Origin of the sequence: Alteromonas gilva (genome assembly GCF_028595265.1) — a bacterium.
GTDB lineage: Bacteria > Pseudomonadota > Gammaproteobacteria > Enterobacterales > Alteromonadaceae > Alteromonas > Alteromonas gilva.
On sequence record NZ_JAQQXP010000001.1, the window covers coordinates 988,570 to 1,002,272 of the forward strand.

The following is a 13,703-nucleotide window of genomic DNA, read 5'->3' on the forward strand; positions in this document are numbered from 1 at the left end:
CTACGCGCAGAATTTTAGATCGTCGGAGATTCCGACTTCGTTTAATAAAAGGTTTTTCTTTATGAAGCTTTTACATACTTTGATGCTCAGCACGGCACTTATGTCGGCAGCAGCATTTGCACAAGAGCAGGGGTTAGATCCGGCTATTGATGCCGCGAAGGAAATTAATGAGTCTGCTGCCCAGTCGCAGCAAAAAATTAATAGCATCACAGACCAAATTGACAGCAAGTTGCAGCAATTTAAAACGCTGAACAAAGAGATCGAAGGATTAGAGATCTACAACCGTCAGTTAAGAAAACAGATCGCTAATCAGGAACAGGAAATGGATGACCTGAATGCGGCGATAGACGAAGTATCGGTGATTGAGCGTCAAATCACACCGTTAATGATCCGTATGATCGATGGTCTGGAGCAGTTTGTTGAACTGGATGTGCCATTTTTACCCGAAGAGCGCAGTGACCGCATTGCCAGCCTCAAGAGCATGATGGACCGGGCCGACGTGGCAGCATCTGAAAAATTCCGGCGCGTGATGGAAGCCTATCAGGTTGAGATGGATTATGGCCGTACCATGGAAGCCTACACCGGCTTGCACGAAATCAACGGGCAGGAGCGTGACGTAGAATTTTTACGCCTGGGCCGTACTGCACTGATTTACCAAACCCGTGACGCGGGCACACAGGGCGTGTGGAACAAGCAAACCCGTCAGTGGGAAGAGCTCGACAGCTCTTACCGCACACAGGTAACTAAAGCGTTACGTATGGCCAAAAAGCAGCTAGCACCTGATTTGCTGATGCTGCCTGTTGCGATTACAGACTAAGAGGACGAAACAGATGTTGAAATCGTTTAAAACAATCGTATTTGGTCTGGCTGCTGCAAGCATCAGTTTAGGGGCCATGGCACAAAGCGACCGTGCATTGGATCTTGATGCCTTGCTCAAACAGCTTGAAGAAGGCAAGTTTGCTCAAACCCAGCAAAATAAACAGCGTGAACAAGAGTTTATGGCGCAGCGTGCCGAGCAGGATCGTATTCTGCGCGAAACCGAGCAACTGCGTGCACGTACATTGCAAACTTCAGAACAGCTGGAAACCCAGTTTGAACAAAATGAATTCAAGCTGGCGGACTTAAATGAAGCGCTAACCGCGCGTTTGGGCTCATTAAAAGAACTGTTTGGTGTACTGCAGCAAGTGGCTGGCGATACTAAGAATAAGTTCTACAACTCGACTATTTCGGCTGAGATCCCGGGCCGTGCTGAGTTTTTAGATCAACTGGCGCAGGACATGGGCTCAAGCTCAAAACTGGCCTCGATCGACGAAATCGAACGGGTATGGTTTGAAATTCAGCGTGAAATGACTCAATCCGGCAAAGTGACCAAGTTTAACACCGATGTGGTGGAAGCGGGTGGTGCCAAAGTGAACAAAGAAGTGGTTCGCGTTGGACCTTTCGCTCTGGTTGCTGATGGTAAGTACTTAGACTTCAACGGCGTGACCGGCACCGTGTCTGAATTGATTCGCCAGCCTGCTGATCGCTACGGTGATTCCGCTGCAGAACTACAAGCTTCTAACGGTGAACTGGTGAAATTTGGTATTGACCCGACGGGCGGCTCGATTCTTGGCTTGCTGGTGCAGGCGCCTAACCTTAAAGAGCGCGTAGAGCAAGGCGGTGTGGTTGGTTACATCATTTTGATTGTCGGTGCCTTTGGTTTGTTGCTGTCAATTGAGCGTTTGTTCACCCTGACCATCATCCGTACCAAGGTTAACAGCCAGCTTAAATCGAAAGAGATAAAAACCACCAACCCGCTGGGCCGTGTCCTCAAAGTACGTGAAGAGCACCCTAACGCCGACACAGAAGCGCTGGAATTGCATTTAACTGAAGCTATCCTGGCTGAAGTTCCTAAACTGGGCCGTAACCTGAGCATCATTAAAATAATCTCAGTAGTGGCGCCGCTGATGGGTCTGCTTGGTACGGTTACCGGTATGATCAATACCTTCCAGGCGATTACCCTGTTCGGTACCGGCGACCCTAAACTGATGGCGGGCGGTATCTCAACTGCACTGGTCACCACGGTACTGGGTCTGGTGGTTGCTATTCCTACCACCTTACTGTACGCCATGCTCAACACGCGCAGTAAAAATATTGTTTACATTCTGCAGGAACAAGCGGCGGGTGTCATCGCCGAGCGCGCTGAGCGGAGCTAAGCATTATGATCGAGTTTCTCGAAGCAATACGTGACTTTACAGAATCCGGAGGCCAGGTACTCCTGGTCATCGGACTGCTGATATTCGTGATGTGGCTTTTGATCCTCGAGCGTGCGCTTTACCTGTTGATTTGGCACAAAAACTTACGCAAAGAGGCGGTGGCCATGTGGAAAGCACGGGACGACAGAACGTCCTGGAATGCTGAACAGGTCCGCTCTAAGGTGATTTCGTCACTGACCATTAAACTCAATGGCAGTATTCCGGTTATTCAGGCATTGGTGGCCTTGTGTCCACTGCTCGGTTTGATGGGTACCGTAACCGGCATGATCGAAGTTTTTGATGTAATGGCTATCTCAGGTTCAGGCAATGCCCGTTCGATGGCGTCTGGTGTCTCTAAAGCAACCATTCCTACTATGGCGGGTATGGTTGGGGCACTTTCGGGAGTATTTGCATCAACCTGGTTGAACCGCAAAGTAAAAACCGAACGCGCCCATTTAGAAGAGTCACTGATTAAGCGCTGAAAAAGCGAGGCCGTGGGTACGTTGTTCAACAAAATGAACGACGAACCCCATAAGTAAGGTAATAAAGAATTATGAAACAGCATTTTCAAAACCTGGTGGACGAAGAAGAAGCCGCCATTGATATGACGCCCATGCTGGACGTTGTTTTCATCATGTTGATCTTCTTCATTGTAACGGCATCATTTGTCAAAGAAGCGGGTATTGATGTTAACCGTCCCGAGGCAGCCACCGCAGTGAAAAAAGATCGCGCCAACGTGCTGATTGCGATTTCAGACAAGGGTGAAATCTGGATTAACAAACGTCGCATCGATGTACGTGCTGTGCAAGCCAACATTGAGCGTTTACATGCGGAGAACCCGCAAGGGACAGTAGTGATTCAGGCCGATAAAAAGGCAACGACAGACACGCTGATCAAAGTCATGGACGCATCCCGGGCAGCCGGAGTTTACGATGTGTCGATTGCAGCGCAAGAGCCATAAGCGAGCCAGACCATGTCACGATTTTTAATCGCATTTGTTGTATCACTGGCGATTACGTTGGGATTGTTCTTTCTAATGCAGTCGCTGATTAAAATGGGCGGCAGTGCTTTAACTGAGCCGCCAAAAGGCAGTGTGCTGGATTTTGTGCGCATAAAGCCCGAAGAGCAGGTGCAGAAGAAAGAACGTAAACCGCGTAAGCCGCCCAAGCCGGAAGAGCCACCTCCACAAATGGAGTCACCGCAAATGGACTCGCCCAATCCGGACGCCGATAGCGCTGGTATGGCTTTTGGTGCTGACGTCGGCGACAGTATGGCGCTGGAAGGCGGCGGTCTGGCTCTTGAGTCAGGTGATGGCGAGTATTTGCCCATCGTTAAGGTCGCTCCGGTGTATCCACGACGCGCACTACAGCGCGGTATCGAAGGCTTTGTTATTGTTGAATTCACAGTAACCAAGCAAGGCGCAGTGAAAGATGTGTACGTAGTAGAAGCCAACCCTGAAGGTATATTTGAACAGGCCGCTATGGATGCTGCCATGAAGTTTAAATATAAACCCCGGGTCGTTAATGGCGAGGCGACCGCGGTATCGGGCGTGCAAAACCGAATCACCTTCCAGATAGATGGATAATGATGGTATGAAGCAAACACTTTCTAAATCCCTGTTGTCTCTGGCCGTTACGGGTTTACTGTTGACCGGCAGTGCGACTCTGGTTAGCTCGATGCTGGCAACCAGCGCTGTCGCGCAGGAGCAAAAAGCCAGTGACAAGCCCACCCGGCGCACGCCGGCGCTGCGTTCTAAAGTCTACGAGCAGTTAGCTCGTGCTCAAACCGCGGCCGATGGGGGCAATCTGCCAGAAGCGATAGACATTCTGGATCTTGTAAAAAGTAAAACCGATTCGATGAACAGCTACGAGCTGGCCATGATGTATAATTTTTATGGTTTTATTTACTACAATGACGAGCAATACGACAAGGCACTGGCGAACTTTGCCGAGGTAGTTAAACAACAACCTATCCCGGAAAGTTTTGAAATGAGCACCCTGTTCAGCCTGGCACAGTTAAATCTGATGCAAGGTAATTACGCGGCCAGTATTGATTATCTGGAGCGGTGGGAAGCGCTCAACACCGGCGCAATACCGCCTAAAAATCTGGTGATCAAAGCGCAGGCGTACTATCAGAATAAACAGTATGCTGAAGCCGCTGACTTTATTACACAGGCCATTAAAGGCCATGAAGAAGAAGGCATGATCCCCGACGAAGGCTGGCTTATTCTGCAACGCGCCGTTTTTTACGAGCTTAAGCAGCCTGAAAAGGTCAAAGACGTGCTGGTTAAAATGGTCAAACTGTTTAATGAGCCGAAATACTGGATCCAACTGGCCGGTATGTATGGTGAGTTAGGTGAGGAGAAAAAGCAGCTGGCGATAATGGAAGCCGCTTATCAACAGGGGTATGTAACCTCTGCAGCCGATATCTTTAACCTTGCTCAGCTGTATTACTACCATAAAGCACCGTATAAAGGCGCGCGCTTAATGGAGCAGGCGCTCAACGATGGCGTGCTGGAGAAGAATCTGCGAAACCTTAAGTTTTTGGGGCAAACCTGGACATTAGCGAAAGAGCAGGACAAAGCGGTGCCGGTGATGGCAAAGGCAGCCAGTTTAGCCGATGACGGTGAGCTAGATGCACAGTTAGCGCAAATTTATCTCAATATGGAAAAATGGGATAACGCGATTACTGCGGCGGATAATGCCCTGAACAAAGGCGAACTGCGTAATCCTGGCATCCCGTATCTGATAAAAGGCATGGCACTGTATAATAAAAAGCAGTATGCCACAGCGCTCGATGTGCTGGCCGAAGCCGAAAAGTACCAGTCGAGTCGTGGTATGGCTCAGCAATGGTCGAAGTTTGTAGAGTCAGAAAAATCCAGTAGCGAGCAAATTCAGGCTGAATTAGGCTCCTAACAACAGCACTGTTACAGAACTATGCATTAAAAGCCGGTTTTTTAAAACCGGCTTTTTTTTACCCGGTGCTGTAGATTGAAGTGAGCAGTAAAAATCAGTACAGTTAGAATTTATTCTTGCAAGGAGTGCATTATGAGAATCCTAACCGTTATTGTCGCGCTGGTGGCATTGTTGAGCGTTAACTATGTTAATGCTGACACCGACAGCACCGCCGTTGAATCTTTTAGCGATGCCTATCGCGCATATCAAAGTGCCATGGAACAGCAGCAGGCTGAAGACGCCGTGCATTATGCAAAACAGGCATTGGCACTAGCCAGTAAAGAAACCCTGTCTGATGCTGATAACTATTATGCGCTCCATTACAATCTGGGTAATGCGCTGCGTGCTGCTGACAATTTGACGGCGGCAATTGACCAGTTTGAAACGTTACAAAACTGGAGTGAAGCCCAGTTTGGCGAATACGCGCTTGAAACCTTCGCATTGCGAACTGAAGTGGTCGCGATTAAAAATACCGGTAAATACGCTCATAGTTCTGCCTCCAAACTCCGGGATCAATTACGTTCCTACAAATCGCTGCTGAATGACCTTGACGATGCCAAAGAAGAAAACCCGGCTGAAGCGGCAGCCATTTATTATAGTGTGTTGAGTTTGGTGTCAAAGAGTAGCAAGAGCCCGGTGCGACTGTCTAAGCTCACAAAATTGCTCGAGGAAGGAATAGAATTAGCTGAGGCGCAATGGCCTGACAACGATTACCGGGGATTGCACCTGCAGGTTTTACTCGCCAAAGTCCACTATGCGAGCGACGATCTGGATGATGCGGTTGCCTTGTTTAGTAATGTCGCTGAACGTGTCGATAGTGCTTTATCTTACACGCACCCCTGGGTGCTGAATGCCCACGCCAGCTTAGTGAAGGCGTATTCTCGTATGGGTGAAGATGAGCTGGCCACGCAGCATTGTCAGTTAATCGGTAAAATGGTGCCATGGGACAACGAACAGGATCCTACTCCTATTTACCGGGTAAATCCTGATTTTCCCGTTGCGGCGGCAAGGATGGGCTCCGAAGGCTACGTTCGCTTTGAGTTTGATATTGACGAACAAGGTTTTGTGGTCAACCCACAAGTGTTAGCTAACTCAGGCAGTTCACAGTTTATAGAAGAAAGCCTGAAGGCCATTGAGCAATGGCGCTATGCCCCCAAATTTGAGAATGGCGAGCCTGTATTGGCGCAACATAATGTTGTGCAGCTCGATTTTAAACTGATGCCATAATTGCCAGCTTTCAGGCCGATTTAAATGGCAGCATGGCAATCGTCAAATCGTGAGTATCGCTGGTACCCAGCGATAAGTGCTGCATCTTTTCATCAATTGCGTGTGCGTGTTTGTCGATAGCCACGCCTGCCGTGCCGTTACAACGAGCGCGTAAACTGGCCAGATTGCGTAACAAATGGATGAGAACTGCTACATGGCCTGCACCCATTTGCCGTATCTGACTAAACGCTGTGTCGATGACTCCTGGGAAGGTGAACGTGCGGCGTTTTAGCCATACCTGGGTGTCGTTGTTCATGAGGCAAATGGCAGGGAACTCACGTTCCGCTATCAGCATACAAATGCCGCTGAGCTTGTCGATGCAGGTGATGGCTGTGTTGGGATCGTTGATACCTGGTGACAAAGCGCGTAAGGCCACTTCCACCAACTGACTAATGGCAAATTCCGGATCCTGAATGGGCGTGCGGCTTGCGCCCAACATCACGGCCTTGCGTAGTTCACTGAAATCACCTTCAGTCATAGGCTGATTACAATAGACGGTAAATAATGCTTCGCCAATTAATATATGATCGCCGCTGCGAACATGAAGTTCGCAACCGGTGACTGCGGTCGAGGTCTGGTTGAGAAAACTGTCGTAGTTGATGGTTTGTATGTAGCCATTACTTAGCGCCTGCACGGTTACCGAAAAAGCACTTTGTGGAATTGCCCATTGCTCCGTAATGGCCCGAAAGGAAGACGCTGATTCTGTTACTGGTAACAGCGAATCAATATTACTTTCAAAGCGAGCCACACAGTCGGCAATCACATGATCGGCCTGAATCGACCGTGATACGTGATGAATAAAATAAATGATGGTTACGCAGTCAAGCAGTGCCAAAAACGTGGTCACACCGGCCAGCATGGAAATGGCGTCCTGATTACTGCTGATCGAAGACAGATGATGCAATGAAATCAGGCAGAAAAGGAAAGTGGACACCAAAATACCCAGTACAGCCTGCGTATTACGGTCGTGCATAAAGTTACGGATTAGCCGCGGCCCAAATTGGTTTGACGCCAGTGTCAGTGACACCAATGTCATCGAAAAAGCGATACTGGTAACGGTGATCATGGCGCCGGCAACAGTCGATAACAATTGCTGCACACCTTCCTGGCTTACTAACGGAATAAGCGGTCTTAAAAACTCGGGTAAAAATGCACGCTCAATAACCGACAAACAGGTATAGCAGATTACCGCACTGCTGCCCATCATCAGTAGGGGAATAAACCAGTAACTGGTTGATAGCGACTCCCAAATTACTCGTATCCGCGTGACGATCAGCCGTAAAGTCATCCATTTTCCCATTAAAATCAGTTAATTAATTGTTCGGAAATATTAAGCTCTGATATATTAACACCTTAGCCAGTATATCTTTATACCTTATCGACGTGTAAATTAAGCAAATAAAATGGCCATTGATTACCGCAATTATTCAAAATCTGATCTTGAAGAAGCACTCGGTACTATCGACAAAGCGCGATTTCCGCAGCGAGTCGAACAAATTGAACAATTACTCGCTGAGAAAAAAAACAATGAGGCCAGTGAGCCGCTTCCTGAAGATGAAATTCTGCTACCTGAACCGGAAACAGTTGAACAAGCACAGCGCAAAATACTGGGAACGCTAGCCATGGTATTTGCCGGGCTAGTAGTAGGTGCTATGTTATTGCCGGTCTATTTTCATTCCTTTTTGCTCAATGGCGCTATGGTGGCGCCATTTAAGTGGGCAGCGTGGATAGTGGCAATCGTTGCGTTCGCGCTGACCTGCAGGTATATGCTGCGTACCGACTTTTTGCGCAAAGCCAATGCGAACTTGCTGGCGAGAGGAAAACGCCCCATGACTGTGAATTCAAGGCGGCGACTCTACGGTGCACTGGGTGGTGCACTAATAGTGGCGATATTTGTCGCGCTGGCCACCTTTCGTGGTGCCCCGGTTGCATTACATCTTTACGTGATGAATTCCAAACCTGCATCGCAGCAGGTAACCATTTCAGCCTTACCTCAGCGTTATCGGCGTAAACACTGTAACGGCAAAATTTACCTGCAAGAATATGATGGTCAGTTTTTTAACTATGTGTGTCAAATAACCTCCAGGACGCAATGGCAATCGCTTCGCCCGGGGCAAAAAGTGCTTCTGCGGGGCAGTCGTTCGTCGCTGGGCTTTTTAGCTGAAGATATCTCGATATAAGTATTTCATCCCTCAGGCCTGACGGCTTTGGCGATACTGAAAACACCAGTTTAATAAATGTAAATCACACCGTAGAATAACGATGCGGGTTTACTCGTTGTCGTGCTCGCTGGATTGCACGCTTAGCTGTCATCAAAGGATTGAATATGAAATTACGCATTGGCGCGCTCTGGTTACTTTCTCTTATCGGGGCGTATTGGTTTGGGGCGACCCAAGTCGACTCTGACCTCGACTCTGCTCCCGACTTATCAGCGCCAACTAGTCAGCACACTAATGTTCCAAAGGACCAGCAAACTGCTGGCGTTGCGGGGGGCGGTGCTGGCGCAGAGGAGCCGTTGTTAACCCGTGTAGATGCCCTGCAGCAAGAGAGCTCGGAAGCAGATCAACCCGCTACCGTATTGTCGGTGGATGATGTAGTTAATAAAACCCGGCAATTGCTGCAAGGTACTGGATTTGCCTCGTCGATGGCGAAAATAGTTGAGGCTTACCAGTTAGTCGAGCTGCTTGATGTAGCGCAAGTGACCGATGCCCTTGATATGCTTGGAACTGGCAGCTCATCGGGTGAAATGCAAATAACACAGCTCTATTTGAGTCGGCTTGCTGAATTAGCGCCCATGCAGGCAATGGATTACGTGATTCAGCAATTCGAAGGTGGCCGCAGCAAAATAATGGCTGCATCGACCGTATTGGCAGTATGGGCAGAAAAAGCCCCTCAGGCAGCCCTTGACTGGTACATAAACCAACCTTCAGAGACGCTCAGCGATGAGCTGGGAAGTCCTGTTCTGTACGGCCTGTTTGCTAGTATCGCCCGGCAGGATCTTAATCAGGCCATGAACAACCTGACCACGTCGCTGGACAGCGATAATTTTAAAGAAATTGATATGGCCATTCGCGGCACTGTCAGCGCGTTAGATAGCACCGAGGACTTTGAGCTTATGCTGGAAAAGGTGCAAGTCTTAGATAATGACCAGGCACTGGAAATCGTTATGAGCAACTGGATCGATAAAGACCCCTATGCAGCGCTGGCTAAAATTGAATCCCTGGGCGACGATGCCCGCGCTAAAGAGCTCGAACAAAATGTCTTTCGCAACTGGATGTTCAAAGATCCAGATACTGCTGTTGAGACCTATATGCAAAGAGCTGAGCCTGGTGAAAGGCAGGGCCGGGCCAAACTGGTTGCGCAAACACTCAGTGCAACGAATCCGCAAAAAGCAATCGATTGGCTCCAAAAACAATCTGATATTAACCCAGACGGGTTATTTAGTGATGTGCTTGAAAGAGCGAGTTTCCGAAATCCGCAATTTGCCGAAGACAACCTGCAGTTAGTTACTGAGCCCGACAACTTGAAAAGTTTAGCCAGCAATATTTACCGCAGCTACGGCCGGTATAGCCAGACTAAGGCGGATGCGTTTTTAGCCAGACAACCACCAAAGCTGCGGGAACAGGTGTTAGAGCATTTCAAAAAAATAGAAGAGTACAGAAAGAATAATCAGTAGCGACGCTGACCAACAGACTCTCGCTAAAGTCATGATGAAATTGCTACACGTTCTGACGTGGCCGCTATAGTTCAGCGCGCCACATCCTGGCTTACAGTGCTAGTCGGCAGTTGCTAACGCTTCGCGGCTCGTATTGGTTTGACTCACAAGTGCCTTGCGTATGGCTGTGGCGTCATCGCAATGCCCGGCAAAAGGAACAAACACGATTTTCCGTCGTTCTGTACAATAGTGCGCGCCGTCGCTAAATACACTTATCATGGTCACCTTATCGCTGCTCACATTGGCGTAATGACGCAAAATAAGCTGCATAGCATCCTGATGGTCCTCATTCATATGCGATATCATGGCGTTTATCTGGCTGTGCCACGATGCTTCTTCGGTTTGCCAGTACTCAGGATTGATCCAGTGTATTTTACCAAAACCACCAATGTACCTGACCCGGGCGACGTTAATCCTATAAAAATGAAAGTCGTGGGTGTGCTGATAGGCTTCAGCTTGCGGAAATAAGCGGAAGTAGAGCTCTGCATTGTCTGGTGAATCGGCCAGTTGGGCGTCGCCCATTATGGTCACCCGGCCATTTGACTGAGAGTCTTCTTCGCTCGGATCGAAAACCGTCAGGCTGACTTTATCGTTAGCTTTAATGTTGCGGGTATGCAAAGCGATATCACTGATATAAATAATAACATCGCCGGTGTGGGTTATCACAAAAGGGACAATTGAGCCGAAAGGATAGCCAGGCATCGACGTTGACTGGGTACTCAGTACCCCGGAATGCTGTGCCCGGCACAACTGTTTTGCTTCTTGAGAGAGTTGCTTCATTGACATGGTAATATGGTCCTATAATTAATGAGCCACCAGCGGTGGTTTGCCGGGGCGTGGGATTAATTCTATTTCAGCGGTACGATAACATCGGGTTAATACCGGCAGGGTGAGTACGTCAGCGGGCGAGCCCTGAGCAATACATCGTTGCTCGCCAAGCACCCACATTTGCTGGCAGTATGGCGATACCAGGTTAATATCGTGACTAATGCATACAATGCATAAGCCCAGTCGGGTCAGGTAACCTAGTTGCTCCATGACCAGACGCTGATAGCGCAAATCTAAGGCTGATGTGGGCTCATCCAATAACAGTAACTTACCATGTAAGTCAGGAGAGTCTGTTACAGCCTGGTTTTCGCTAAATAGCTGCATGACTGCTTTAGCCAGAAAAATACGCTGGCGCTCGCCACCGGATAGTCTTTGAATATCGCGATTGAGCAAAGGCTGCAGTTCGAACCATTGCGCTACTTGCTCCATCCAGGCCAAGCGATGGACAAAGGGCTCGTGGTATAAACTGCGACCCAGTAGCAGTATTTCATCGGTCATAAAAGCAAACGGAGAGGCAGGAGTTTGTTGCATGACGGCGCGGTGTCTGGCGATGTCTTTTAACGTCCATTGCTGCAAAGACCGGCCAAGCAGGCTAACCGACGCATCATGGTTTGGGGTGCCGGTAAGTAAACGCAGCAAGGTTGATTTACCGCATCCGTTTTCACCCACAATCGCGGTCATCGTTCCTGACGTTAGGGTGCCGCTGACGTGCCTGAGTAACAGCTGGTCGCCCTGGGATACCGTCACGTCACTGAGGGTCATGATATCTTCAGTCAAGTGGCGCCTCCTTGTTTTTGAGTAATAAATACAAGAAAAACGGCGCGCCGACAGCCGACGTAATAATGCCAATCGGTATTTCCATGGGGCTTAACAGGCTCCGTGATAAACAATCTGACAGGATCAGCAACACGCTGCCTAAAATGCCACTGGCTGGCATCAGGTAACGATGATCAACACCAATCAGCGTGCGGCAAATATGCGGTATGACCAAGCCAATAAAACCTATGATGCCGCACAATGCGGTGCAAAGGGCCACGGCAAAGGCCACTGTCCAGAGCAGGTAATATTTATAGCGTTTTACATTCAGCCCCTGAAAAGCCGCTTCTTGTTCGCCCAGCGCAAACAAATTTAACGCTTTACGACTTAACATAAATACACTGCTACTAATCAGTAAGCAGCCCGCCAGCAGGCATACCTGGCGCCATTCTGCACCTGCCAGACTCCCCATGGTCCAGTAGCTTATTTGCCGCAGTGCGTCGTCGCTGGCAACATAGCTTAGCGCGCCAATAATGGTGCCGGTCAGGGCATTGATGGCAACGCCAGCCAGAATCAGGGTGCTGACTGCAATGCCGTTAGGGCGCCTGGCCATATGCAATACTAAGGCTACGGTAGCCAGGGCACCCATAAAGGCGGCCAGGGTGGTGGACAAAGTGCCCATAGAATTGCTCAGAGTCCAGGGCAGCGCCATACTGGCCGCAGCGGCAGCCGCGGCGCCTCCGGAAATACCAATGAGACCGGGATCGGCAAGGGGGTTTCTCACCAACCCTTGCATTGCGCATCCCGCCATACCCAGCAACGCGCCAACACAAGCCGCCATGAGCGTACGAGGTAAGCGAAGATCCAAAAATACATACCATTGCATAGTTTGTCGGGAGCTAAGGGGGGCGCTGTTGCTGGCGAGTTGCCACAACGTTTGCCACTGCCACTCTACACTGCCAAGGTTTACAGATAACAGGCCACTTACAAGAACAGCCACGCTAATCGCACGCAGCCATAAAGCCCGATGACGGTGCCGTTGATGAATTAACCTGGCGACCCGGGCTTTACCGGCAATCGAAGTGAGACTAGTCATTGCGCGCCTGTTGGTGTTGGGCGGCGGCCACTGAGACTATCTTGCGCAACGCCTCGGCGATACGCGGCGACAAACCAAGACTGATCGCACTGGATATCTCGCCTACAGCACAGTGTTGTCCGGCGTTGGTGACGGCAATAGCCGGGTGGCTGCACAGTGCGCGAGCGGCAGCCTCGCCGTCGGCAAAATGACTGGCCATAATAACGATATCCGGGTTTGCCGAGACAATACTCTCGTTATCCATAATCTTAAATTCGTGGAGTTCGGCACCGATATTCACCAGGCCTAGCTCGCTGAACAGCGAATCAGGCAGTGTATCGCTACCAGCGACAGTCAACCCGCGGTCGTTACTGGCCACTACGTATAATGCCCTCATGCCCTGAATACCCTGTTGTTGCGCCTGGTGAAGGACGGTGGCTATCTGCGTTTTTATGTGGCTAAGCAATGTCGCGCCGGACTCGCTGGCGTTTACGTGCTGACTGATTTCATTAATCGTGGCGAATAACCCATCAATGGTGCGTGGCTGGTGGTATATATTTACCGCTATTCCTGCGTTCGACAGCTGTTTCAACACGCTTTGTGGTCCGGTAGAGGCTGCGCCGAGTAAATGGGTAGGATGTTGTGCCAATACGCCCTCGGTATTCAGTTGTCGAAAATAACCGAGTTTGGTTTTATGTATCGCGGCTGGTGGATACATACTGGTGTTATCAGTGGCCACCACCCAGTCGCCGCGTCCGAGCGCAAAGAGGATTTCAGTTACACTGGCCCCGGCCGAGACAATCCGCATTGACTCGCCCTGCACAAAAGGACTGAGCAGCAAAGTCATCGCAAAGATAATAATTTTAAGCATTAAA

14 protein-coding genes are annotated in these 13,703 nt (G+C 49.5%); 9 read left to right on the forward strand and 5 right to left on the reverse strand.

Annotated elements, in window-relative coordinates; genetic code table 11:
* Window positions 1-61 precede the first annotated feature (61 nt).
* From OIK42_RS04380 to OIK42_RS04410, 7 genes are all read left to right on the forward strand, one after another.
* Window positions 62-817 (forward strand): DUF3450 domain-containing protein, encoded by a 756-nt coding sequence (locus OIK42_RS04380; protein WP_273638642.1) that lies wholly within the window; start codon window positions 62-64, stop codon window positions 815-817.
* Window positions 818-893: 76 nt separating this feature from the next.
* Window positions 894-2,195, forward strand: coding sequence for a MotA/TolQ/ExbB proton channel family protein (locus OIK42_RS04385; RefSeq protein WP_374211860.1), 1,302 nt, complete (start codon window positions 894-896; stop codon window positions 2,193-2,195).
* 5 nt (window positions 2,196-2,200) lie between these two features.
* A complete protein-coding gene (locus OIK42_RS04390) occupies window positions 2,201-2,716 on the forward strand; it encodes a MotA/TolQ/ExbB proton channel family protein (RefSeq protein WP_273638646.1) in 516 nt (171 codons plus the stop codon).
* Between the two features lie 71 nt (window positions 2,717-2,787).
* Complete coding sequence (locus tag OIK42_RS04395) at window positions 2,788-3,195, forward strand: ExbD/TolR family protein (protein ID WP_273638648.1); 408 nt, start codon at window positions 2,788-2,790, stop codon at window positions 3,193-3,195.
* A 12-nt stretch (window positions 3,196-3,207) separates the two neighbouring features.
* The gene (locus OIK42_RS04400) at window positions 3,208-3,819 is read left to right on the forward strand and encodes an energy transducer TonB (RefSeq protein ID WP_273638650.1); all 612 of its coding nucleotides are present in this window, start codon (window positions 3,208-3,210) and stop codon (window positions 3,817-3,819) included.
* Between the two features lie 7 nt (window positions 3,820-3,826).
* On the forward strand, window positions 3,827-5,149 hold the full coding sequence (locus tag OIK42_RS04405; RefSeq protein ID WP_273638651.1) for a tetratricopeptide repeat protein: 1,323 nt from the start codon (window positions 3,827-3,829) through the stop codon (window positions 5,147-5,149).
* A gap of 132 nt (window positions 5,150-5,281) precedes the next feature.
* Window positions 5,282-6,415, forward strand: coding sequence for a TonB family protein (locus tag OIK42_RS04410; RefSeq protein ID WP_273638652.1), 1,134 nt, complete (start codon window positions 5,282-5,284; stop codon window positions 6,413-6,415).
* A gap of 10 nt (window positions 6,416-6,425) precedes the next feature.
* Here the strand turns inward: OIK42_RS04410 and OIK42_RS04415 are convergent, their stop codons facing one another.
* Window positions 6,426-7,742 carry a DUF2254 domain-containing protein gene (locus tag OIK42_RS04415; protein ID WP_273638653.1) on the reverse strand — a complete coding sequence of 439 codons (1,317 nt, stop codon included), beginning with the start codon at window positions 7,740-7,742 and terminating at the stop codon, window positions 6,426-6,428.
* A 115-nt stretch (window positions 7,743-7,857) separates the two neighbouring features.
* Between OIK42_RS04415 and OIK42_RS04420 the strand changes: the two genes are divergently transcribed.
* Complete coding sequence (locus tag OIK42_RS04420) at window positions 7,858-8,634, forward strand: hypothetical protein (protein WP_273638655.1); 777 nt, start codon at window positions 7,858-7,860, stop codon at window positions 8,632-8,634.
* A gap of 146 nt (window positions 8,635-8,780) precedes the next feature.
* Entirely contained in the window at window positions 8,781-10,130 is a 1,350-nt protein-coding gene (locus OIK42_RS04425; protein ID WP_273638657.1) for a hypothetical protein, read from the forward strand.
* Window positions 10,131-10,229: 99 nt separating this feature from the next.
* Here the strand turns inward: OIK42_RS04425 and OIK42_RS04430 are convergent, their stop codons facing one another.
* The 4 genes from OIK42_RS04430 to OIK42_RS04445 are packed head-to-tail and all read right to left on the reverse strand — an operon-like array spanning window position 10,230 to window position 13,699.
* Window positions 10,230-10,955, reverse strand: a complete 726-nt coding sequence (locus OIK42_RS04430; RefSeq protein ID WP_273638659.1) for a HugZ family pyridoxamine 5'-phosphate oxidase — start codon at window positions 10,953-10,955, stop codon at window positions 10,230-10,232.
* Between the two features lie 18 nt (window positions 10,956-10,973).
* The gene (locus OIK42_RS04435; protein ID WP_273638661.1) at window positions 10,974-11,774 is read right to left on the reverse strand and encodes an ATP-binding cassette domain-containing protein; all 801 of its coding nucleotides are present in this window, start codon (window positions 11,772-11,774) and stop codon (window positions 10,974-10,976) included.
* On the reverse strand, window positions 11,767-12,849 hold the full coding sequence (locus OIK42_RS04440) for a FecCD family ABC transporter permease (RefSeq protein WP_273638663.1): 1,083 nt from the start codon (window positions 12,847-12,849) through the stop codon (window positions 11,767-11,769). Before OIK42_RS04440 ends, OIK42_RS04435 begins: the two co-directional genes overlap by 8 nt.
* Window positions 12,842-13,699, reverse strand: coding sequence for a heme/hemin ABC transporter substrate-binding protein (locus OIK42_RS04445; RefSeq protein WP_273638665.1), 858 nt, complete (start codon window positions 13,697-13,699; stop codon window positions 12,842-12,844). The genes OIK42_RS04440 and OIK42_RS04445 overlap by 8 nt, the downstream gene beginning before the upstream one ends.
* Window positions 13,700-13,703: the final 4 nt, after the last annotated feature.

What these genes read in the sequence shown, in the direction of transcription:
- OIK42_RS04425 (WP_273638657.1), top strand. Translation starts at nt 8,781, where the DNA reads ATGAAATTACGCATTGGCGCGCTCTGGTTACTTTCTCTTATCGGGGCG.
- OIK42_RS04395 (WP_273638648.1), top strand. Translation starts at nt 2,788, where the DNA reads ATGAAACAGCATTTTCAAAACCTGGTGGACGAAGAAGAAGCCGCCATT.
- OIK42_RS04440 (WP_273638663.1), bottom strand. Translation starts at nt 12,849, where the DNA reads ATGACTAGTCTCACTTCGATTGCCGGTAAAGCCCGGGTCGCCAGGTTA.
- OIK42_RS04445 (WP_273638665.1), bottom strand. Translation starts at nt 13,699, where the DNA reads ATGCTTAAAATTATTATCTTTGCGATGACTTTGCTGCTCAGTCCTTTT.
- OIK42_RS04410 (WP_273638652.1), top strand. Translation starts at nt 5,282, where the DNA reads ATGAGAATCCTAACCGTTATTGTCGCGCTGGTGGCATTGTTGAGCGTT.
- OIK42_RS04430 (WP_273638659.1), bottom strand. Translation starts at nt 10,955, where the DNA reads ATGTCAATGAAGCAACTCTCTCAAGAAGCAAAACAGTTGTGCCGGGCA.
- OIK42_RS04390 (WP_273638646.1), top strand. Translation starts at nt 2,201, where the DNA reads ATGATCGAGTTTCTCGAAGCAATACGTGACTTTACAGAATCCGGAGGC.
- OIK42_RS04380 (WP_273638642.1), top strand. Translation starts at nt 62, where the DNA reads ATGAAGCTTTTACATACTTTGATGCTCAGCACGGCACTTATGTCGGCA.
- OIK42_RS04415 (WP_273638653.1), bottom strand. Translation starts at nt 7,742, where the DNA reads ATGACTTTACGGCTGATCGTCACGCGGATACGAGTAATTTGGGAGTCG.
- OIK42_RS04420 (WP_273638655.1), top strand. Translation starts at nt 7,858, where the DNA reads ATGGCCATTGATTACCGCAATTATTCAAAATCTGATCTTGAAGAAGCA.
- OIK42_RS04405 (WP_273638651.1), top strand. Translation starts at nt 3,827, where the DNA reads ATGAAGCAAACACTTTCTAAATCCCTGTTGTCTCTGGCCGTTACGGGT.
- OIK42_RS04400 (WP_273638650.1), top strand. Translation starts at nt 3,208, where the DNA reads ATGTCACGATTTTTAATCGCATTTGTTGTATCACTGGCGATTACGTTG.
- OIK42_RS04385 (WP_374211860.1), top strand. Translation starts at nt 894, where the DNA reads ATGGCACAAAGCGACCGTGCATTGGATCTTGATGCCTTGCTCAAACAG.